This is a genomic window from Amycolatopsis keratiniphila subsp. keratiniphila (assembly GCF_001620365.2).
Taxonomy (GTDB): domain Bacteria; phylum Actinomycetota; class Actinomycetes; order Mycobacteriales; family Pseudonocardiaceae; genus Amycolatopsis; species Amycolatopsis keratiniphila.
Map to the genome: position 1 here is coordinate 132,856 of NZ_LQMT02000021.1, position 19,637 is coordinate 152,492.

At 70.1% G+C, this 19,637-nt stretch carries 19 protein-coding genes; 3 read left to right on the forward strand and 16 right to left on the reverse strand.

Features of this window, described 5'->3' with window-relative positions; all coding sequences use genetic code 11:
* The first annotated feature begins 41 nt into the window (after nucleotides 1-41).
* Entirely contained in the window at nucleotides 42-728 is a 687-nt protein-coding gene (locus AVR91_RS22310; RefSeq protein ID WP_063273470.1) for a winged helix-turn-helix transcriptional regulator, read from the forward strand.
* A gap of 38 nt (nucleotides 729-766) precedes the next feature.
* Here AVR91_RS22310 and AVR91_RS22315 read toward each other — a convergent pair whose 3' ends face one another.
* Nucleotides 767-1,387 carry an L-threonylcarbamoyladenylate synthase gene (locus AVR91_RS22315; protein ID WP_005154159.1) on the reverse strand — a complete coding sequence of 207 codons (621 nt, stop codon included), beginning with the start codon at nucleotides 1,385-1,387 and terminating at the stop codon, nucleotides 767-769.
* 326 nt (nucleotides 1,388-1,713) lie between these two features.
* Between AVR91_RS22315 and AVR91_RS22320 the strand changes: the two genes are divergently transcribed.
* Nucleotides 1,714-4,035 carry a sensor histidine kinase gene (locus tag AVR91_RS22320; protein ID WP_083715725.1) on the forward strand — a complete coding sequence of 774 codons (2,322 nt, stop codon included), beginning with the start codon at nucleotides 1,714-1,716 and terminating at the stop codon, nucleotides 4,033-4,035.
* On the opposite strand, the gene AVR91_RS22325 is transcribed toward AVR91_RS22320, so the two are convergent.
* The 8 genes from AVR91_RS22325 to AVR91_RS43535 all read right to left on the reverse strand — a co-directional run bounded on the left by AVR91_RS22325 (nucleotide 4,032) and on the right by AVR91_RS43535 (nucleotide 8,945).
* Nucleotides 4,032-4,640: a response regulator transcription factor gene (locus AVR91_RS22325; protein WP_083715723.1), complete on the reverse strand. Its 609-nt coding sequence runs from the start codon at nucleotides 4,638-4,640 to the stop codon at nucleotides 4,032-4,034. The genes AVR91_RS22320 and AVR91_RS22325 overlap by 4 nt on opposite strands.
* A 233-nt stretch (nucleotides 4,641-4,873) precedes the next feature.
* Nucleotides 4,874-5,065 carry a hypothetical protein gene (locus AVR91_RS22330; protein ID WP_016332241.1) on the reverse strand — a complete coding sequence of 64 codons (192 nt, stop codon included), beginning with the start codon at nucleotides 5,063-5,065 and terminating at the stop codon, nucleotides 4,874-4,876.
* Between the two features lie 269 nt (nucleotides 5,066-5,334).
* Nucleotides 5,335-5,889, reverse strand: coding sequence for a carboxymuconolactone decarboxylase family protein (locus tag AVR91_RS22335; RefSeq protein ID WP_063272884.1), 555 nt, complete (start codon nucleotides 5,887-5,889; stop codon nucleotides 5,335-5,337).
* Nucleotides 5,861-6,337 carry a DUF6187 family protein gene (locus AVR91_RS22340; protein ID WP_063272885.1) on the reverse strand — a complete coding sequence of 159 codons (477 nt, stop codon included), beginning with the start codon at nucleotides 6,335-6,337 and terminating at the stop codon, nucleotides 5,861-5,863. The genes AVR91_RS22335 and AVR91_RS22340 overlap by 29 nt, the downstream gene beginning before the upstream one ends.
* Nucleotides 6,330-7,649, reverse strand: a complete 1,320-nt coding sequence (locus AVR91_RS22345) for an FAD-dependent oxidoreductase (RefSeq protein ID WP_063272886.1) — start codon at nucleotides 7,647-7,649, stop codon at nucleotides 6,330-6,332. Before AVR91_RS22345 ends, AVR91_RS22340 begins: the two co-directional genes overlap by 8 nt.
* An 8-nt stretch (nucleotides 7,650-7,657) precedes the next feature.
* Nucleotides 7,658-8,143 (reverse strand): DUF6423 family protein, encoded by a 486-nt coding sequence (locus tag AVR91_RS22350; protein ID WP_063272898.1) that lies wholly within the window; start codon nucleotides 8,141-8,143, stop codon nucleotides 7,658-7,660.
* A gap of 240 nt (nucleotides 8,144-8,383) precedes the next feature.
* Entirely contained in the window at nucleotides 8,384-8,692 is a 309-nt protein-coding gene (locus AVR91_RS22355; RefSeq protein ID WP_016332236.1) for a DUF6235 family protein, read from the reverse strand.
* 103 nt (nucleotides 8,693-8,795) lie between these two features.
* Nucleotides 8,796-8,945 (reverse strand): hypothetical protein, encoded by a 150-nt coding sequence (locus AVR91_RS43535; protein WP_211282759.1) that lies wholly within the window; start codon nucleotides 8,943-8,945, stop codon nucleotides 8,796-8,798.
* Nucleotides 8,946-9,235: 290 nt separating this feature from the next.
* Here AVR91_RS43535 and AVR91_RS43380 point away from each other — a divergent pair, with 290 nt between their 5' ends.
* Nucleotides 9,236-9,412, forward strand: a complete 177-nt coding sequence (locus tag AVR91_RS43380) for a hypothetical protein (RefSeq protein WP_170064562.1) — start codon at nucleotides 9,236-9,238, stop codon at nucleotides 9,410-9,412.
* A gap of 84 nt (nucleotides 9,413-9,496) precedes the next feature.
* Here AVR91_RS43380 and AVR91_RS22360 read toward each other — a convergent pair whose 3' ends face one another.
* The 7 genes from AVR91_RS22360 to AVR91_RS22385 all read right to left on the reverse strand — a co-directional run bounded on the left by AVR91_RS22360 (nucleotide 9,497) and on the right by AVR91_RS22385 (nucleotide 19,636).
* Nucleotides 9,497-9,688, reverse strand: a complete 192-nt coding sequence (locus AVR91_RS22360; RefSeq protein WP_063272887.1) for an acyl-CoA carboxylase subunit epsilon — start codon at nucleotides 9,686-9,688, stop codon at nucleotides 9,497-9,499.
* Between the two features lie 12 nt (nucleotides 9,689-9,700).
* On the reverse strand, nucleotides 9,701-11,242 hold the full coding sequence (locus AVR91_RS22365; RefSeq protein WP_394329963.1) for an acyl-CoA carboxylase subunit beta: 1,542 nt from the start codon (nucleotides 11,240-11,242) through the stop codon (nucleotides 9,701-9,703).
* Between the two features lie 158 nt (nucleotides 11,243-11,400).
* Nucleotides 11,401-11,568, reverse strand: coding sequence for a DUF6222 family protein (locus AVR91_RS43385; RefSeq protein WP_162836920.1), 168 nt, complete (start codon nucleotides 11,566-11,568; stop codon nucleotides 11,401-11,403).
* Nucleotides 11,569-11,584: 16 nt separating this feature from the next.
* The gene (locus tag AVR91_RS22370; protein WP_063272889.1) at nucleotides 11,585-12,157 is read right to left on the reverse strand and encodes a flavin reductase family protein; all 573 of its coding nucleotides are present in this window, start codon (nucleotides 12,155-12,157) and stop codon (nucleotides 11,585-11,587) included.
* 1 nt (nucleotide 12,158) lies between these two features.
* The gene (locus AVR91_RS22375) at nucleotides 12,159-12,599 is read right to left on the reverse strand and encodes an acyl-CoA thioesterase (protein WP_005154182.1); all 441 of its coding nucleotides are present in this window, start codon (nucleotides 12,597-12,599) and stop codon (nucleotides 12,159-12,161) included.
* Between the two features lies 1 nt (nucleotide 12,600).
* Nucleotides 12,601-18,420, reverse strand: coding sequence for a type I polyketide synthase (locus AVR91_RS22380; protein ID WP_063272890.1), 5,820 nt, complete (start codon nucleotides 18,418-18,420; stop codon nucleotides 12,601-12,603).
* Nucleotides 18,421-18,685: 265 nt separating this feature from the next.
* Nucleotides 18,686-19,636 carry a carboxymuconolactone decarboxylase family protein gene (locus AVR91_RS22385; protein ID WP_063272891.1) on the reverse strand — a complete coding sequence of 317 codons (951 nt, stop codon included), beginning with the start codon at nucleotides 19,634-19,636 and terminating at the stop codon, nucleotides 18,686-18,688.
* Nucleotide 19,637 lies beyond the last annotated feature (1 nt).

Below are 19,637 nucleotides of genomic sequence, written 5' to 3' on the forward strand. Positions count from 1 at the left end.
CCACCCGCCACCACCAGATCAAGGAAACTGAGGAGTCAAGCATGACCGCTCGTACCTATGGCCAGTTCTGCGGCCTCGCCCGCGCGCTCGAGATCATCGGGGAACGCTGGTCCCTGCTCGTGATCCGCGACCTCGTGCTCGGGCCGAAGCGCTTCGACGAGCTCCAGCACGGCCTGCCGAAGATCCCGACGAGCATCCTGTCGACCCGGCTCAACGAACTCGAACGGCACGGGGTCGTCCAGCGCCGGGTGCTCTCACAGCTCGACGCCGGGGTGGTCTACGAGCTGACCGAATACGGCAACGACCTCGACCAGATCCTGCTGCAGCTGGGCCTGTGGGGCGCCCGTTCGCTCACCGACCCGGCAGCCGACGACCTGTTCACCCTCGACGCGGCCATCCTGTCGCTCTACACCACGTTCCAGCCCGACGCGGCCCGCGGCATCGACTGCGCGTTCGAGCTGCACTACGGCGACCAGATGATCGTGCACGCGGTGGTCGAGGACGGCGCCATGACCGCCGGGGAGGGCCCGCACCCGAACCCCGACCTCGTCATCGAGCCGCGCGGCCCGGTCGTGCTGAAGCTGCTGAACGGCGAGATGGCCGCCGCGAGCGCGCTCACCTGCGGCGCGGTGGCCATCAAGGGCGAGCCTGCCATGCTGGAGCTGTTCACGCGGCTGTTCCACATCCCCTCGGCCCCGTCCAAGGCCGAAGGGCTCGTCACGCACTGAACCGCGGGCGCGTGGGACCGGGACGCCGGTCCCACGCGTCATTCGAAGCGCGAGGTGTCGCCCGCGCCCCGGCGTACGATCTCCGGCTCGCCCGACGAGAAATCGATGACCGTGGTGGGCTCGACCCCGCAGTCGCCGGAGTCGATCACCGCGTCCACCACGTGCTCCAGATGCTCCTTGATGTCCCAGCCCTGGGTCATCGGCTCCTCCTGGTCGGGCAGCAGCAGCGTGCTCGACAGCAGCGGCTCGCCGAGTTCGCCGAGCAGCGCCTGGGTGACCACGTGGTCGGGGATGCGCACACCGACGGTCTTCTTCTTGGCGTGCAGCAGCCGTCGCGGCACCTCCTTGGTGGCCGGGAGGATGAACGTGTAGCTGCCCGGTGTGGACGCCTTGACCGCGCGGAAGACCGCGTTGTCCACGTGCACGAACTGGCCCAGCTGGGCGAAGTCCTGGCACACCAGGGTGAAATGGTGGCGGTCGTCGAGTTTGCGGATGCTCCGGATGCGGTCGATGCCCTGCTTGTTCCCCAGCTGGCAGCCGAGGGCGAAACAGGAATCCGTCGGGTACGCGATGAGCCCGTCCTCGCGCAGGATGTCGACGACCTGTCCGATCGCGCGTCGTTGCGGATTCTCCGGATGTACGTCGAAATACCTGGCCATGCGCAGAGCTTAGGGCCACCGGTGCCCGCCCGCCCCGCGTGGCGTACAAAGTGGAACCCACGTCTTCCATCGTGGCGTGTTCCGCGATCCCCGGCGTGGTCCGAACGCCCCACACCCGCGCGGGTGACCACGGGGATTTTCCCTGTCCCGGGCGGGAAAATGTCTCCCTGATCATCCTCCTCCCCGCCACGGAAGCGGGAACCGGGGTAACGAAGATGGGTTAGGATCCGAATCACACCGCGATGGAGGTCGTGCGACGGCCTCGGCCGTCGCAAGGGGGCAGCACGACAAGGATCAAGACGTCTTCTGTTACCACTGGGGTGCCCGTGCCGGATCAGCTCGCCGTGACCGCCGAACCTCTGGGTACCGCCGGGGTCGACCGGCGGCCGCGCCGGGCACTGTTCCTCGCCGGGCTGATCATCACCGTCGTCTTCGTCAACTCGTGCCTGTTCGGGCTCCTCGCGGTCTTGTTCCGGCCGGGGGTGGACTTCTGGCAAGGCCTGCTGGCCGTGCTGTACGTCGGTCCCGTGCTGGCGATCCAGCTGCTGTACTTCAGCCGTCCGGCGGTCCGGCTCGACACCAAGCTCGCGAAGGCCATGCTGGTGGTGCAGGCGTGCCTGGCGTTCTTGTCGACCCTGCACTTCGACGCGGCGTTGAGCTCGCTGACCACCCTCGCGGCGGGCAGCGCGCTGCTGCTGTTCCGGCCGCGGACGGGCTGGACGGTGTTCACCGTGTTCATGGCGGGCACGATCTGGATCCTGTGGACCTACGACGAGACCTGGCTCGGCGCGCTGTTCGACAGCGTCACCGCGGTCTTCTACGCCCTGGTCGTGTACCTGCTGACCTGGCTCGCGCGGCTGGTGACCGAACTGCACCAGGCCAGGACCGAGCTGGCGAGGCGGGCCGTGGCCGAGCAGCGGCTGGCCTTCGCGAGGGACCTGCACGACCTGCTCGGCCTCAGCCTGTCCGCGATCGCGCTCAAGGGCGAACTGGTGCACCGGCTGCTGAGGAAGTCGCTGGACCGGGCGCGTGAGGAGCTCGCCGAGATCACCGGGATCGCGCAGCGGACGCTGTCCGACGTGCGGTCGGTGGCCAGGGGCTACCGGGAGCTGTCGCTCGACAAGGAGTCCCGGACCGCGGTGTCGCTGCTCTCGGCGTCGAACGTCGCGGTGCGGGTCGACCTCGAACAGGTCGAGCTCCCGGTGAAGCTGCGCACCCTGCTGGCGAAGGTGCTGCGCGAGGGTGTCACGAACGTGCTCCGCTACACCGGCGTCGAGCACTGCGAGATCACCGTGCGCGCGAGTGGCGGCCGGGTCGCGCTGGAGATCGTCCACGACGGGACGGCGCACGACGACGTGCCCGAGGAGACGGCCGAGAGCCTGCGCGAGGTGACCGGGGAGGTCGCCGGGCACGGCGGGAAGCTGAGCGCGGGTCCCGACGCGGCGGGCCGGTGGCGGCTGCACGCCGAACTCCCGGTGCCCGAACAGGCCGAGCCCACCGAGACCGCGCTGGCCGAGGGTTCCGGGCACTGGTCCCGGATCGACGCCAGGAACGTCCAATGGACGATGACGGTGGTCTTCATCGTCTTCAGCCTCTCCGCGATGGCACGGGCGTTCATGCTGACCGACGACGGCTGGTCCCTGGCGCTCATCGCCGGCTACCTCACCGCGCTGACCACGCTGCAGCTGTCCTACTTCGCCCGCCCGAACGTCCGGTTGCGCTCGCGGCAGAGCTACGCGCTGCTGTTCGTGCAGGCCTGCCTGATCTTCCTGCCGCTGATCCCGCTCGGGAGCGCGTGGGTGAGCCTGCCCAGCCTGTTCGCCGGCACCGCGCTGCTGGTGCTGCCGCCGCTGGCGGGCTGGACGGCGTTCGCGGTGACCGCCGCCGGGGTGGTGCTGATCCGGATCGCCTACGGCACCGACTTCCTCGGCGGCTTCTACACTTTCGCGTCCATCCTGAACACCGGGCTGATGGTGTTCGGGCTGATCTGGCTGATCCGGCTGGTGACCGAACTGGGCGAGACCAGGAAACGCCTCGCCGAGGTCGCGGTCGCGGAGGAGCGGCTGCGGTTCGCCCGCGACCTGCACGACCTGCTGGGGATGAGCCTGTCGGCGATCGCGCTGAAGAGCGAGCTGACCACCCGGATCATGGACATCGACACCGATCGCGCCTCCGCCGAGCTGGTGGAGATCCTCGGGCTGACGCGGCAGGCGCTGACCGACGTCCGGTCGGTGGCGAGTGGCTACCGCGAACTGTCGCTGGATCAGGAGTCGCGGTCGGCGCAGGCGGTGCTGGTGGCCGCCGACGTCCAGGTGCGGCTGGAGATCGAGCACGAGGACCTGCCGACGACGGTGCGGACCGTGCTGGCCGTGGTGCTGCGCGAGGGCGTGACGAACGTGTTGCGGCACAGCAAGGTCGAACGCTGCGAGATCGCCGTGCGGCGGACCGGCGACGGCGTCGCGCTCGACATCGTCAACGACGGCGTGGTGAACGGGCGGCCGCCGAAGCCGGAGCAACCGGTGCGGGTGGAGGCCCCGGGCAGCGGCATCACGAACATGTCCGACCGCGTCGCCGGGCTCGGCGGGGAACTGACCGCCGGCGTGGAGCCCGACGGGCGGTTCCGGCTGCGTGCCGTGGTGCCCGTTTAGATCCAGCCCGATTCCTTGGCGATGCGGATCGCGTCGACCCGGTTGCGCGCGTTGAGCTTCGACACGATCGTGGTCAGGTAGTTGCGCACGGTTCCGGTGGAGAGAAAGGCCTTCGCCGCGACCTCCAGGGTGTCGCGGCCTTCGGCGGTGAGCCGCAGGACGTCGATCTCCCGCGGCGTCAGCGGGCATTCCACGGTGTCCCAGGCGGCGAGGGCCAAATCGCCGTCGACCATCCTCCGCCCGGCAGCCACCCCGCGCACGGCGTTGGCGAGCTTCTCCGCGGGGGCGTCCTTCAGCAGGAAGCCGCTCACTTTGGCCGCCAATGCCCGCCGGAGCGTGCCGGGCCTGCCGAGGCTGGTCAGGATCAGGGTCCTGACCTCCGGGAGCTGCTCGTGGAGCTCGGTGGCCGCGGTGAGCCCGTCCTTGCCGGGGAGGTCGATGTCGATGATCGCGACCTGGGTGCGGGAGCCCCGTGCGGCGGGGAGGATCTCGTCACCCGACGCCACCTCGGACACCACTTCGATATCCGGTTCGAGCCGCAGCAGCGCCACGAGCGCCCCGCGGACGATGTGCATGTCTTCGGCCACGAGAACCCTGATCACCATGGCGCCGTCCCCTCACGCACACCCCCATGGCCCCCAACATAAACACGCCCGCACGGAACGCGTTCCACCGTTCGGGTGGTGAGCCGGCCGGGGACGGCCGGGCGACAGGGTCACCTGTCGACGGAATTCGCAGTCGGTCGGCTACTTTCCGTCGACCTGACGGGGAGGCACCCCGCACACGAAACCGGCCGCCACTCGCCTTCAGGGTGCGAGTGACGGCCGGAAGAGTGCGTTCAGCTCGCTTCGGCCAGCGGCGGGGCGGTGCAACAGGCGCCGGTGAAGCAGCTGAATGCCTCACTGCGGTGCTGGTTGGTCCAGTGGTCGAACCGGTCGATCACCAGCTCGACCTCGTTCCCGGCGAACCCGGTGTCGATCCCCCGGACGGCGAAGAGCGAGCGGACGTTGTCGGTCGCGGTGTTCATCATCGATGGCTCCCAGGCTGTTCGGTGGTGTTCCTTCGATGAGGAAATCGTGCTGCTCAGGGCGGGTACGCGGCCAGTGCCATGCATCATCGCGGGGATGTGCTTTTCACCTAAGCCGGAAGGTGCCTTCCGGCTGCTCCGTTTCCGCGATCATGGGCGCCGAACGGAGTAGCGGGCACCGATTTCGACGACGGAAAGTGGTGGCGCGATCTCAGCACGACATGGTGACCCCGCGTGGTCATCACCCGGTTACCCGCACCCGAATGGCCCAGTCAGCGGGATGCGTCTCCGAGCAACGTCGCGAGGCCGGCGTAGCCGCCTTCCTTCAACCGCACGCCCGAGATCTTCGCGTAGGCGTCGTCGGCGCGGATCCCGAGCCCCTCGACCATCCGGTTCATGAAGTTGAACAGGGCGCACACGAGGACGGCGTCGTGCAGCGCGGTCTCGTCCCAGCCCGCCGCGTACACCGCTTCGGCGTCCGCGTCGGTCATCCGAGCCGGAGTGCGCGTCAGCTTGCCCACGTAGGCCAGCACGGGCTTCATCCGGTCGTCCACGGGCGAAGAGTCGAGATCGGCCAGCGCGGCGGCCAGAAGTCCTTCCGGCACACCGAAAGCCTCCGCGGTGACGGTGTGGACCCCGTGGCAGTACCGGCAATCGTTGACGCCGGAGACGTAGGCCGCGATCAGCTCCCGCTCCCCCGCGCCGAAGGGCGACGGCGCCCGCATGAGGAGTTCGTGGAGCTCCAGCAGTTTCGACGCGGGCGCGGGGAATTTCTGGAAGACCTGCAGCAGTGTGGCGTCAGTCGGCAAAGACCCGAGATAGGACATCCTGTGTATCGCTCCCGTTTTCCGGCGCCCGCCGGTGTCCGGCGAACTCGTTGACGTCGTCGCGACGCAGCCAGCAGGCCGCGAGGCACGCCACCGATGCCGGCCCCAGCCCGGTCACCGTGGCGGTGACCCGCGCGGTGGCGTGTTCCCATTCTCGGCGCAGGGAACCCGCCGCCGTCATCTCCGGACCTGCTTCGATCAACGGGCGGACCGCGCGCCAGCGAACGATCCCCGCCTCGACGAGCGCGCCGAGGCCGAGGTCGAGCGCCTCGTGCCGGGCCTGGTCCACGGCGAGGGCCACCAGCGCGGGCTCGTCGGCGAGCCGGGCCAGCCCGACCCCGGCGAGCAGGCGTTCGGCGTCCAGGCCCAGCAGGATCACCCCCGACTCGGTCGAGGGCGGGTCGTCGATCGACGGCAGGGTGAACCGGGAGTCGTAGGGCTCAGACACGGGCGACGTCCTTCGTGGCCGTCCGCAGCGGGGTGTCCCGGTGGAGGTTCCCGGCGACGGCCGCCGCGACCCGGGCGGTGGCGACCCGGTGGCCGTCGATGTTGCGGGCGGCCGGGCCCAGCGCCATCCCCGCGGCCGCGCCGACCGCGAAGACCCGGGGAGCGCCGGCGTAGGCGAAGGTGCGCTCGTCCAGCCGCGGCCAGCCGCCGCGATCGAGCACCGCCTCGTCGGGCATCAGGCCATCTCCGATCGACGGTGTGGTGCCGAGCGCCAGCACGGCGTGGTCCACGGAAACCCGTGAACCGTCTTCGAGGTGGAGTCCCACGCCCGGCGTCACCTTCGTGATCGCCTTGCCGCGATGCACGATCAGCCGCCCTTCGGCTTCGGCCGCCTCGAGCATCGGCCGGAACTCGAACATGATCGACGCGCGCCGGAACCGGCCCATCAGTTCGAGCCGCTCCGCCCAGCTCACCCCGTCGAAGCGGGCACGGCCTTCGGGACGGAAGAACGACGAGTTGACGTCGGCGCACTGGTAACGTTCGCCGGCTTCGCGGACCACCCAGTGCACCTCGCGCCCCTGGGCGAGCCCGTTGGAGATCAGGTGCGCGGCGGTGAGTCCGGCGCCGACGACGGCGAGGCGCTTCCCGCCGTCGGGCACGGGTTCGTCCCAATAGGTCACTCCGCGCGGCGGATGGCCGCCACCCCACCAGGTGTCCGGGGCGGACCGGCGTTCCTCGCCGAGGCAGAGCACGACGTGGCGCGCGGTGACGGAGAACCGGTCGGCGCGCACGGTGACCGCTTCGGAGGTCGGCAGCACCTCGCGCACCGAGCCGCGCCAGGTCCGTTCGGTGACGTGGTGGCTCGCGGCCAGATGGCGGCAGTAGGCCTCGAAGACGTCGACCGGGACGACCGAACGATGTCCGGCCTGCGCCATGCGGATCTCCCGGCGCTCCACCGGGGTCAGCACCGACCAGTGCAGCCGCGCGAAGTCCAGCAGTTCGCAGTCGCGGTAGCCCTCGACGCCGGGGTGGTGTTCGTACGGCGACCGCAGCACGCGCTGGCCGAGCAGGTCGACACGGTCGAAGAACCGGCCGCAGGGGCGGCCGTCGCGGTCGACGAGGACGAGGTCGCGGACGCCGTGGTGCCACAGGGCGGAAGCGACGGCGAGCCCGGCCGGGCCCGCCCCGACGATGACGACGTCGGCGGCGGACGGCGGCTCGGGGGTGATCGCCGCACGGGAACCGGGGAGAATCGGCCATTCCCGCCCGCGCGGCGATTCGAGCAGATGCGGTTCCGGGACAAAGGTGATCACCGGGGTGCTCAGCCGATCACGGTCACCGGGACGATCAGCTCGATCACGGGGCGCTGCTTCATCCCGTCGCTGATCAGTTCGTCCAGGGTCTGCTGCGACTGCTCGGCGGTGTCGGTGGCGATCGGGCTGTAGCGGGAATAGGAATAGGTCGGCTTCCGCCCGCCGGCGTCGAGCGAGTACACCTTCAGCACGGCTTCGCCGGGCCGGACCTCACCGTCGTAGAAGGTGAGACGGCGCTGATCCGGTGTCATGAAGGATTTCGAGAACTGGCGGGAAAGCACGAGGGTGTCGGCGTCGTTGACGAAGGTCGAGTCCTCGTCGGTGACGACCTGCATCGCGACCCAGGTCTTGTCGGTCAGGTTGGTCTCGGATTTGATCACCTGCCAGCGGCCGGGTTCGGGGAGATTGACGCTGACCGAGATGTCGTGCTCGGTGGTGTCGATGGCGCCGGAGATCATCAGCACCCGCCGTCGGACGTCGGCGACCCCGGCCATCTGGATGTCACGTGCGCGCACCCGTGTGGAAACATCCAACCCCGGGAATTCAGGAGATGACATCTTTCATGCCTCCAGACCTCGACAACCGCAATTCCAGACCGGCAGAATTTCCCCATCCGCAAACACCCGCAGAATTTCACGCCGAACTGGACGATGTCAAGGTGAGGAACACATGATCCATTGGTACGAAAGGCTGCCGGTACCGGGGCGCGGACTGGGCCGTTCAGCGGTACCGGCTCAGGAGCCGTCGACGTCGTCGGCCCATGCCGCGGCGGGTGTCCCGTGCTCCAGCGCGCCGATGTAGACGATCTCGAACGAGGAATCGGTCCGTTTGAGCCCTATCCTGATGACGAGATCATGTTTCACCAGAATGATGAACTGATGCGGATCGCGGCCATCTCCGAAAATGTCGTAGATGAGAAACGCGGATCCGTCGGCTACCGCGAAAAGCGCTTCGTAGATAACATTGCGGTCGGCCTGCGGAGCATTGATCGCCCATTCTTCCAGCACCTGCAAACCCGACGTGAGCTGGAGGCGCATAGCCATCCGGAGGCCTCCTCGTGGTCTGGCCGGTTCGCGGGCGATCCTCATTCTCGCGCGCGCGATATCCGGCGGTCTTCTTCGTCCGTGCTGTCCGTACGGGGGTGATCTAGTTGTAGCCGAGGACGATGTGCTCGGCCGGGAAATCGTTTTCGGCTGCCGGCCTCGGCTCCGGGACGAACGCCGTCGCGTCGGCCTCGGCGGCCCCGCGCGGGTCGAGATCATCGGTCACGACCCAAATTCGCACCTGTGCCGTCATGGCGTTCCTCCCGGCCTTCGATGAACGACTCACTTGACAACCAAGGATGACCCCGTCCGATCGGGAGCCGGTCGTGACGCGATCGAGGATGCCGGGCGCGCGCGGTGAGCAAAGGAAAAGTCGCCGGTGGCGGGGTGCCGGTAGTGCCCTTGTGGTACCCCGAAACCCAAGGAGCGCGCCATGACCGAACGTCTCGACCCGTATGAGATCTACGCCGAAGACGAGCTCGACGTCGACCTGCTCGGCCTGTCGTGGCCCGACCCCGCGGTCCCCGAACAGCGGGACCGGCAATGAGCGCGGCGGAGCGGCAACGGACCTGCGCGGCCTGCGGGGGCGCGTTCGAGCCCGGGGAACGGACGGAGCTGGAGACGGTGGTCGACGGCGGGATCCTTTACGTCGCCGTGCACACCAGCCACAGTACTTATCCGCCGCGGCGGGAGACCGAGGCCGCGCGCCGGCTCGCGTGAGGACACGACGCGAAAGCCACTTTCGCAACGTTGAACGTTGCGAAAGTGGCTTTCACAGCACCATGACCGCGTTTCGCGCGCGGCTCAGCGCAGCGCGGAGGTGCGCCAGCTCGGCGCGACGAGCGGCGACCAGGCCGATCGGGCCGGCGCCGCGGGCGGGGGCGCGGCCGAAGCCAGCGCGGTGAAGACGGCGACGAGCGCCGCGAGGTCGGCGTCTTCCGGGTCCCCCCGCAGGACCCGGAAGACCGGCGCACTGTCCATTCCGGACGGTGACATGGGTTCCCCCGTTCAGATCGGGTGGTTGCCGTGCTTGCGCTGAGGCGCCGCCTTTCGCTTGTCCTGCAGTATGTCCAGCGCTCTGGCGACGGCGGACCGGGTGTCCGCCGGGTCGATGATGTCGTCGACCAGGCCGCGTTCGGCCGAGTACTGCGGGTTCATGAACTCCTCGGTGTACTCGGCCACCAGGTGGGCACGCAGGGCGTCCGGATCGGGTGCGACGGCGAGATCCTTGCGGAACAACACGTTCACCGCGCCCTCGGCGCCCATGACGGCGATCTGGTTGGTGGGCCACGCCAGCGAGAGGTCGGTCCCGATGGACCGCGAGTCCATCACGATGTACGCGCCGCCGTACGCCTTGCGCAGGATGACCTGCACGCGCGGCACGGTCGCCTCGCAGTAGGCGTGCAGCAGCTGCGCGCCGTGGCGGATGATCCCGGAATGCTCCTGTTCGACGCCCGGCAGGAAGCCCGGAACGTCCACAAGGGTCACTAGCGGGATGCTGAAAGCGTCGCAGAACCGCACGAATCGCGCCGCCTTCTGCGACGCCGGGCCGTCGAGCACGCCGGCGAACACCACCGGCTGATTGCCGACCAGGCCGACCACGCGCCCGTCGACGCGCGCGAGCGCGCACAGCACGTTCTGCGCCCACCGCTCGTGCAGCTCGAAGAACTCACCGTCGTCGGCCAGTTCCGAGAACACGTCACGCATGTCGTAAGGCTTGTTCGGCTCCACCGGGACGAGTTCGGCGAACCGCGGCCGCCGGTCCTTGCCCGCGTCCTGCGACGGCTCGCGGGGCGCGGGGTCCAGATAGTTCGACGGGAGCAGCGACACCAGGTACCGGACGTCGGCGAGGCAGGTCTCCTCGTCGTCGTGCACCACGGTCGCCACGCCGGACGACGCGCCGTGCACGTCCGCGCCGCCCAGTTCGTCGTGGCTGACCCGTTCCCCGGTCACGGTCTCGACGACGTCCGGCCCGGTCAGGTACATGCGGGCGGTGTCGCGCACCATGAAGACGAAATCCGCGAGCGCGGGCGAATACGCCGCCCCGCCCGCGCACGGCCCCAGCACCACGCTGATCTGCGGGATGACCCCGGACGCCTCGACCTGGCGGCGGAAGATACCGCCGTAGCCGTTGAGCGCCATGACCCCTTCCTGGATCCGCGCTCCCCCGCTGTCGTTGAGCCCGATCAGCGGCGAGCCGGTGGCGATCGCCAGATCCATCACCTTCTGGATCTTCGCCGCGTGCGCCTCGCCGAGCGAACCGCCGAAGACGGTGAAGTCCTGCGCGTAGACGAACACGCGCCGTCCGTCGATGGTGCCCGAGCCGGCGATCACGCCGTCGGTGTACGGCCGGTTCTCCGCCAGTCCGAGCCCGCTCGCCTGATGCCGCCGGTACAGCTCGACCTCGGTGAAGGAATCGGGGTCCAGCAACAGATCCAGCCGTTCGCGCGCGGTGTGCTTGCCGAGCGAGTGCTGACGGCGGACGCCGTCGAGCCGTCCGTCGACGATGTGCTCGCGCAGTTCGTCGCGCTGGGTGCGCAGCAGCGGCATCGTCGGTTCCGGTGGATGCACCGGCTCGGTACCGCGGGCGAGCGGGATCACCCGCCCGTCGGTCGGCCTCGGGATCCGGGAGCGCCGCAGGCGGTCTTCCGGCAGCGGCACCACCTCGGAGTCCTCCGTGCGCTGGGCGCCCGGATCGCCCTGCAGGGTCACGCCGCCTCCCTCATACGGGCCTCGCGCTCGAGCTCGTCGAGTTCGATCTCGCGCACGATGTCGCGCCAGCACACCCCCCGTCCGAGGCGGGGCATCGTGGTCACCACCGGCGGCCGTTCGGCGACGGGGGCCGGAGCGGGCGTGGCGGATTCGTTGGTGGTCATGGCATTTCCTCTCCTGTCAGGCGGATGCCCGGATGCGGCCGTCGATCTGGTGGTAGCCGCCGCTGTAGAAGACGAGCGAGTCCTGCGCGGTGCCGCGGCTGGAGGCGACCACCTTGCCGAGGAAGATCGAGTGGTCACCGCCTTCGTAGACCTCCGCCAGTTCGCATTCCAGCCACGCCAGCGCACCGTCGAGCAGCGGGGCGCCGGTCTGCGGCCCGGCCGTCCAGTCCACCGAGTCGAACTGCGCGATCCCGGCCGGGCGGCGCCAGTCCGCGAAGTACTTCGCCAGTTCCTTCTGGTCCGACGCCAGCACCGTGACCGCGTACGAGCCCGCCGTCACGATCGCCTCGTGCATCCGGGCCGCGCGGGAAACACAGCACAGCACCATCGGCGGCTCCAGCGACACGGAGGTGACGGCGTTGGCGGTCATCCCGTGTGCCCGTTCGCCGCCGGCGGTCAGCACGGTGACGCCGGTGGCGAACTGGCCCATCACCTCCCGCAGGCCGGCCTGCGCGGACAACCGGCGCCGGGCGACGGGTGTCGGCAGCCGTTTCAGCACCGGCCGCGACGGTTCCTCCAGCGTGCCCACGTCATTCCCCCTTGCCGTCGACCGCGTACGGGGCCAGCGCCTCACGCAGCTGTTCGGGCACCCGGCTGGGCACCGTGGCCGTGTTCGGGCCGCGCATGCACGCGATCCGCTGCCGTCCCCGTGCCACCAGCCGCTCGCCTTCCGCGGTGAGGTGGACGTAGTCGAAGGTGAACTGGATCTGGGTCTGGGTCAGCTCCTCCAGCCGCAGCCGGATGGACAGCTCGTCGAACGCGGTGATCTCCGCGTAGAACTCGCAGTCCACCTTGAGCGTGAACAGCTTGAGGTCGTGGCGGACCTCTTCGAGCACCGCCGGCGCCTTCTCCTTCAGGAACATCTCGCGGCACCGGCCCTGCCAGCGCACGTAGTTCACGTAGTAGACGTTGCCCACCAGGTTGGTCTCTTCGAATCCGACCGTGTGGAGGATCTCGTAGTAGTCGGCCATGTCAGCTCTCCTCTCCCTGGAGCACGGCGAAGACGACGGGATCGGTCCGGTCGTTGACGGTCGTCACCCAGGTGGCGATGCGGGCACCGCCGTGGGAAAGCACCGCCCAGCCGTCCGGGTCGACCCGGTGCACGGTGAGCGCCTGCGACATGTCCCCGGTCTTGCGCACGCATTCGAGCGCGCTCCAGACCCGGGTGTGCGCCACCGAAAGCGGCTCGCGGGCGTCCGCGGCCAGCAGTTCGCCCACCGCGAGCAGATCCTCGCCGAGCAGGCCCGCCCAGTCCTCCGGCGTCCGTTCGATCGCCGTTTCGACGTCGCACGCGATCCGGCCGGCACCCGCGATGGCCAGGGTGAGGCCGGCGCTGTGCGACGCGCTCACCTCGACGCCGTCGGCCTCCGGTTTCCCGTCCGGGCGGTAGCGGATCTCGAGCGGCGCGTCGACGGCGCGGCCGGCGGCCAGTGCCGTCTGCGCCCGCCGCTCCGGCGTGGTGTCCACGGAGACGCCCACCGGATCCGGTTCGACGACGATCGCGCGGGACGAGCCGAGCAGCCGTTCGACGGAACGCTCCAAATAGGACCCGAGCATCGACGGGACCCAAGGCCCTTCGCCGTCACGCTTGCGCACCGCGCGCAGCTTCAGCCCTTCCCACCGCTCGACCAGCTTCCCGTCGGGATTGCGGACGTCGAGGTCGTAGACGTAGCTGTCACCGTCCTGCGAACGCTCACGAGCGTCGAGGAGCACGTACTCCGGATGCTGCTCACCGGGTTCGGCGAGGTACAGCCGCTCGATCCCTTGCGGCAGCAGGGTCGCGTCCGGGACACAGCACTGGATCGCGTGCATCATCGCGTCACGGGTGCCCGGGTCGGCCAGGAGCTGTTCCTGCGGGAGGAACGGCGCGAACCAGTCGACCTCGGCGCCGGTCGCGATCTCCGCGACCGCGTGCCGCGCGCCGGCCCGCCGGTATCCGATGACCCGCTGGAATCGCTTGCCCTGGAACAAAACCGTGCCGTAGAGCTCGGTCGTCGGGTCGACCGGCACCGGCGGCAGCGCGACGTCGCGGGCGACGGTGTCGCCGAGCGGATCCGGCCGCGAGAAGCTCAGCCGGGCCCGGAAGTGATCGGCGCTGAAGCCGGTTTCCCCGCTGCGCAGCACCACGTCCACCGTTTCGGCGTCCCTGGCCAGCGCGGCGAGCCGGATCGTGGTCGACCCGCCCGGCGAGACGATGATCGGGCGCAGGAACTCGACGTCGGAGAACACCGGCGCCGGCAGCGTTTCCGCGGCCAGCGCGGCCTTGGCGACCTGGGTCATCGCCTCCATGCCGATCACCGCCGGGAACAGCAGCTGACCGTCGAGCAGGTGGTCGGCCAGATACGGGTCGCTGCCCGCGGACAGGTCGGCTTCGGTGATCAGCTCGACCCCCGGATAGTGCACGACGGCGCGGTCGACGAAGCGGGTCAGCGGTAGTTCGCGCTTCTCCACCGGAAGGGTGGCCAGCCCGGCGGTGCGGCCGCAGACGACCAGTACCGACGGGGCGGCCGGGTCGCCGACGACCTGGCGGAGGATCTCGATGCCCTCCTCGGTCGGGATGGGGGTGATGCCGTCGCGCATCAACGCGCTGACCACACCGAGCTTTTCGCCCATCCCGGTGCCGGACCAGACAGACCATTCGAGCGCGATCGCCTTGGCCCGAGGGTGTTCCCGGCCGAACCGCACGGTCAGTTCGGTCATCCAGTCGTTGGCCGTGGCGTAGTGCGCCTCACCGCGCAGGCCCGCCCGGCCGATGATGCTGCCGAAGGTCACCAGCAGCTTGATCTTGTCCTTGTCGACGGCGTCGAGGACGGCGTTGAGACCGCCGATCTTCGGCGCCAGCGTCTTGCGGAAGCTCTCTTCGGTCAAGGAGAACAGCGCCGCGGGCTCGTTGCGGCCAGCGCCGTGCAGCACCGCGGTGACCGGGCCGAACGCCTCCTGCACCCGGCCGATCGCGTCGGCCACCTGCCGTCCGTCGGTCACGTCGGCACGCTCGTAGCGGTAGGTGATACCCGCCGCCGCCATGCGGCCGAGGTTCTCCGACAGTTCGGCGTCGTCGGCCGGGTCGCTCCGGCCGAGCAGTGCCAGCTTCGCACCGGAATCCTTGGCCAGCGCCAACGCGCTCTCGGCGGTGATGCCCTTCCCGCCGCCCGTGACGAGCAGGACGTCGCCGGCGTCCAGCGGGGTGCCTTCGGCCTCGGCCGGGGTCAGCGCCGCGAGCTTCGGCACCGTGCGGACTCCGGCGGTGTCGTAGCGGACTTCGCTGAAGTCGGTCGTCGCCGCCACTTCGGTGACCACAGTGGACACTGCGGCCTCCAGGGCTTCGGGGTCGACCGGGCTGAGGTCGGCGAGGTCGACGATCGTGGTGCGGGCCGACGGGTCCTCCAGCCGGAGCGTCTTCGCCAGCCCGGAGGCACCGAGACCGTGCTGCACCACGACGAACCGCGTGCCGTTGGGCGCGGCCAGCACCGCGCGGCCCGCGTCCAGGAACAGGCCGACGTCGCCGGAAGCGCTGTCGGCGTCCAGGCAGAGGAGGACACCGTCGCCGACGCCCGCCGTGGCCAGTGCCGCGCGCAGCGGCTCCGCCAGCGGGTGACCGGCCGGGGCGAACGCCGTCCACTCCGCGGTGGAGATACCCGTGGCGAGATCGGGCGACGGCTTCGGTGCGACGACGTACTCCACCGCGAACGGCCGGACCCACGGCCCGACGCCGGCGACCTCGGCCTGGTTGCTGTCGGCGGGTTTGGCGGTCTGCGCGAGTTCGTCGATCATCTCGGCGAGTTCGCCGAGGCACACGGTCGCGAAGTTCGGCATGCCCTCCAGCGCCGGACGGCCGAGCGCCCTGGTCACGTCGTTGACCAGCTGGCCGACGGTGATCGACGAAAGGTGCAGATCGTCGAGGGGATGCGTGTCGGCGGTGACCGCTTCGAGCGGCAGCTCGACCCGTTCGGACGCGAGCTTGCGCAGCAGGTCGAGGGTGCTGCTGCCGCCGCTTTCCGAAGCCGTTCCTGCGGTGGCCTCGGCGGGCTCGGCGACCCGGTCGCGGGTCAGGACGGCGCCGATGGACGGCGCGGCCTCGCACGGGCTGGCGAGGAACGAGAACTCGCCGTCCGCGGGCAGGGCCCGCACGACCCGGCCGTCGAACAGCGCGGACGTCTCCAGTCGCGCACCGAACGCGAACGCGGCACCGGCGACCTTCAGCACCGGCGCGAGCGTCAGGCTGTCGGTGTCGATCGAAAGCACCGGGGTACCGGGCGCGATGGCGCCGAGCAGGCCGGTGAGCACGCGGCCGGGGCCGACCTCGATCACCAGGTCGCTGCGCTCGGCGACCTTCGCGGCCGCCTCGCGGAAGCGGACCGGCAGGACCACCTGGTCGCGCAGCAGATCGCGCAGGTCTTCGGCGGCGTGCAGGACGTCACCGGTCACCGTGGAGACGACGGGCCGGTCGAGCCGCGCGAAGTCGATCGCGGCGAGTTCCCCGGTCATCGCCTCGGCGGCCGGGACGACCGCGGGCGAGTGGAAGGCGTGCGAGACGTTGATGCGGGCCGCGGTCACCCCTTCCGCGCGGGCACGGGCGACCACGCGGTCGATCGCCTCCGCCGGTCCGGAAAGGACGGTCTGCTCGGGCGCGTTGTAGCCCGCGATGACGACCTCTTCGCCCTCGGCGAGCCCTTCGGCGACACTCGGCGTGGCCGCGATCGCCGCCATGGCCCCGTCCCCGTCGCTGGCGGTCGCCATCACCTTGCCGCGGATCTTGGCCAGTTTGAGCACTTCGCGTTCGGTGAGCGCGCCGCCCCAGTGCAGGGCGGTGAGCTCGCCGAGGCTGTGGCCCGTGACCGTGGCCGCCTCGATGCCGAGGCTCTTCAGCACCCGCAGCCCGGCAAGCGAACCGGTGACGATGCGCGGCTGGGCGACGTCGGTGGCGACCTGGTCGGCGCCGGTGGACAGGTTCGCCGCGCGGTAGATGTCGTCGGCGTGCGCGAAGCGTTTGCGCAGCGCGCCGACCCGGCCCTGCCCGGAACCCTGGCCGGGGAACAGGAAGCCGATCTTCGGGGACTGGGAGCGGGAGCCGGCGAAGATGCCTTCCTTGGCGGAGAAGACTTCGGGCTCCCCTTCACCGAGAAGGTCGAGGAGTTTGGCCAGTTTGCGCTCGGCGTCGTCCGGTCCGGCCGCGACGACCGCCGCCCGGACCGGTTTCCCGGACAGCTCGGCCGAAAGCGTGCCCGCGAGGTCGGCGAGTTCCGCGAACGAGAGCTTCGGGACGATCTCCAGCAGGCCGGTCACCTTGCCGCGCAACGACGCGGCGTCGGCGGCGTCGAGGAGCAGCAGTTCGCTGTCCTGCCGTCCGGCGACCAGCGACCTGGTCCGCTCGTCGAGTTCCTTGCGACGGGCCGCGCCCGGCGCTTCGGTGACGGTGACGTGCGAGTTGATGCCGCCGAACCCCATCGCGGAGACACCGGCGCGGACCGGCTGGTCCGAGGGCCACAGCCCGGCCTCCGCGGGCACGTACATCCGCGCGGAGTCGCCGACCAGCGACTCGTGCGGTTCGAAATGGCCGGTCGCGGGCGGGATGACCTGGTGGTACACCGCCAAGGTCGCCTTGATCAGCCCGGCGACCCCGGCCGCGGCCTTGGTGTGGCCGATATTGCCCTTGATCGTGCTCAGCGCGGCCCGCTCGGCGAGCGGATCGGCGTCGCGGCGGGCGGTGGAGAGCGCCTCGATCTCGGTGGCGTCGCCCAGCGCGGTCCCGGTGCCGTGGCCCTCGAAGTAGGAAACGGTCTCGACGCCGTAACCCGCCTTGTCGTACGCCCGCTTGAGCGCGAGGCGGTGTCCCGAGGCCTCGGGTCGGGTGATGCCGCCCTTGCCGTCGGACGAGACACCCCAGCCGCCGATGGTGGCGTAGATCCGCTTGCCCTGCGCGATCGCGTCCGCCTCGCGCATCAGCACGAGCATGCCGGACCCCTCGCCGGGCCAGAACCCGTTGGAATCGGCGTCGTAGACCTTCATCTCGCGTTTGGCGAGCGCGCCGGTCTTGGCGAACCCGATCACCTCGAACGGGTCGATCGACAAGTCGACACCGCCCGCGATGGCGACGTCGAGGTCGCCCTCCGAAAGCGCGTTCGCCGCCGTGACAACGGAAAGCAGCGACGACGAGCAGGCACCGTCCACAGTGAACCCGCCGCCGCCGAAGTCGAAGAAGTTGCAGACCCGGCCGGCGATCGTGTTCGCCAGCCCGCCCGCGAGCGTGTCCTCGTCGATCTCCGGGAAGGGGGCCTTGTACTGCGCCTCGAGATCGTGGAGGAATTCGGCGGTGTCGCCGTCGGCCCAGCCGCGCTCGGCGAGCGCCGCCGCGACCGTGCGGCGCACGTACGGCCAGCGCAGCCGCATGATGTTGGCACGGGAGAACTCGCCGGTGAGGCTGTTGCCGATGACCACGCCGGTGGCGGACCTCGGCAGCCCCTCGCCCTCGGGGAAGCCCGCGTCGGCCAGCGCCTGCGCGGCGACGTCGAGGGCCAGCCAGTGCGTGGTGTCGGTCGAGCGGAACGTGCTGCCCGCGACCTTGTACTTGATCCGGTCGAACTCGTAGTCGCGGAGGACCGCGGCCTTCTGGGCGTAGAAGCGGTCCGGCGCCTTGGGGTCGGGCGAGTAGTAGTCCTCGCGGTTCATCCGCTCGTCGGGCAGCCTCCGGAACGCCCGGCGGCCGGCGAGGACGTTCTCCCACAGCTCTTCCGGGGAACCGGCGTCCGGGTATCGGAGACCGATACCGACAATCGAAATCCGCTCAACGCTCATGCCACCGCACTCCCCTAGCTCTCAACCACTCAAGTCACGGAATCCGGTCCCGGCGCCGGCTCTGTCCCCAGATACGCGGCCGCCGTCCGTTCGCGCAGTCCGGTCAAGCATGAACCGGGGGCGTACGCGGAGTCTTCTCTCAAGTTGTTGACCGGGATCGGTCATCCGGCCGAGGATCCGGCCCTACGACGACGCGAAAGCCACTTTCGCAACGTTGAACGTTGCGAAAGTGGCTTTCGCGTCACAACACAGGCAGTACTCCGCGCTAACCAGGAAGCGGGGAGAGCGAAACGGCGCGAGCCGCGGCGGTGAAACCCGCCCACCCCACCAGCTCGACCAGTTCCCGATCACTCAACCCCGCCGCCGCCACCAAAGCGTCGTCCACCTGATAGGGCGCCTTCGCGACCACCAAGGCCAAACGGACCGCGGGATCGTCGAAGGCGTCCACCCAGGATCGGCTCAACCCGGGCGGCGCACCGTCCCAAGTGGACAGTTCTCGCTCCACGACGTCCCGCACGGACGAAGGCACCGGCAACGCGGCGAACGCCGACGCGGCGCGGGAGAACGCGTCCTCGACCACGGGATTGCCCGCGGCCCAGGCGAAGTCCCGGGAGCCCACCGGCAGCAGCTCCAGCGACTCCCCCGGCGCGGCCCCCGTCACCGGGCGAAGGAACCGCCCCAAGACGGCCCTCGCCTTCGCCCGCGCCGAATCCGGCACGGACGACGGCAGCGGTGACGGTCCGAGGAACACGCTCACCACCCGGTTCAGGTAGTGGAACGTGAACGCGACCGCGGTCAGCTCCGCCCGGGCCCCAGCCGAAAGGGGGCCCACACGAGGATCCGTCACGGGCCGCCCCGAGGCGATCGCCGCGGCCTCCGCAGGGCGCCCGAGCGACTCCAGCGCCATCCCGTGGACCTCGACACAGTACGGGCACGAGTTCCCTCGCGACACCACCGTCGCGACGATCTCCCGGTCCGCCCGGCTCGTCTCCCCAGCCGCCACCAGCGATTCCCGCAGCATCACCCAGCTCGCCGCGAGCACCGCCGGCGACGGCGAATGCACCGCGACCGGCGGGGCCAGCATCCCGAAATCGCGTTCCAGCCGCCCGTAGACGTCGCGCACGAGCCCGGTCGCCCGGCCGAAGGGAACCGGCCGGACGTACCGGGCTTCACGTACCGCGCGCCGCAGCGCGAGCCTCACCAGCACGGGTGCCACG

Bases quoted from the DNA above. Each gene is read 5' to 3' on its own strand.
- AVR91_RS22310 (WP_063273470.1), top strand. From the start codon at position 42: ATGACCGCTCGTACCTATGGCCAGTTCTGCGGCCTCGCCCGCGCGCTC.
- AVR91_RS22315 (WP_005154159.1), bottom strand. From the start codon at position 1,387: ATGGCCAGGTATTTCGACGTACATCCGGAGAATCCGCAACGACGCGCG.
- AVR91_RS22325 (WP_083715723.1), bottom strand. From the start codon at position 4,640: ATGGTGATCAGGGTTCTCGTGGCCGAAGACATGCACATCGTCCGCGGG.
- AVR91_RS22330 (WP_016332241.1), bottom strand. From the start codon at position 5,065: ATGATGAACACCGCGACCGACAACGTCCGCTCGCTCTTCGCCGTCCGG.
- AVR91_RS22335 (WP_063272884.1), bottom strand. From the start codon at position 5,889: ATGTCCTATCTCGGGTCTTTGCCGACTGACGCCACACTGCTGCAGGTC.
- AVR91_RS22350 (WP_063272898.1), bottom strand. From the start codon at position 8,143: ATGGCCGGGGTCGCCGACGTCCGACGGCGGGTGCTGATGATCTCCGGC.
- AVR91_RS22355 (WP_016332236.1), bottom strand. From the start codon at position 8,692: ATGGCTATGCGCCTCCAGCTCACGTCGGGTTTGCAGGTGCTGGAAGAA.
- AVR91_RS43535 (WP_211282759.1), bottom strand. From the start codon at position 8,945: ATGACGGCACAGGTGCGAATTTGGGTCGTGACCGATGATCTCGACCCG.
- AVR91_RS43380 (WP_170064562.1), top strand. From the start codon at position 9,236: ATGAGCGCGGCGGAGCGGCAACGGACCTGCGCGGCCTGCGGGGGCGCG.
- AVR91_RS22360 (WP_063272887.1), bottom strand. From the start codon at position 9,688: ATGTCACCGTCCGGAATGGACAGTGCGCCGGTCTTCCGGGTCCTGCGG.
- AVR91_RS22365 (WP_394329963.1), bottom strand. From the start codon at position 11,242: ATGCCGCTGCTGCGCACCCAGCGCGACGAACTGCGCGAGCACATCGTC.
- AVR91_RS43385 (WP_162836920.1), bottom strand. From the start codon at position 11,568: ATGACCACCAACGAATCCGCCACGCCCGCTCCGGCCCCCGTCGCCGAA.
- AVR91_RS22375 (WP_005154182.1), bottom strand. From the start codon at position 12,599: ATGGCCGACTACTACGAGATCCTCCACACGGTCGGATTCGAAGAGACC.
- AVR91_RS22380 (WP_063272890.1), bottom strand. From the start codon at position 18,420: ATGAGCGTTGAGCGGATTTCGATTGTCGGTATCGGTCTCCGATACCCG.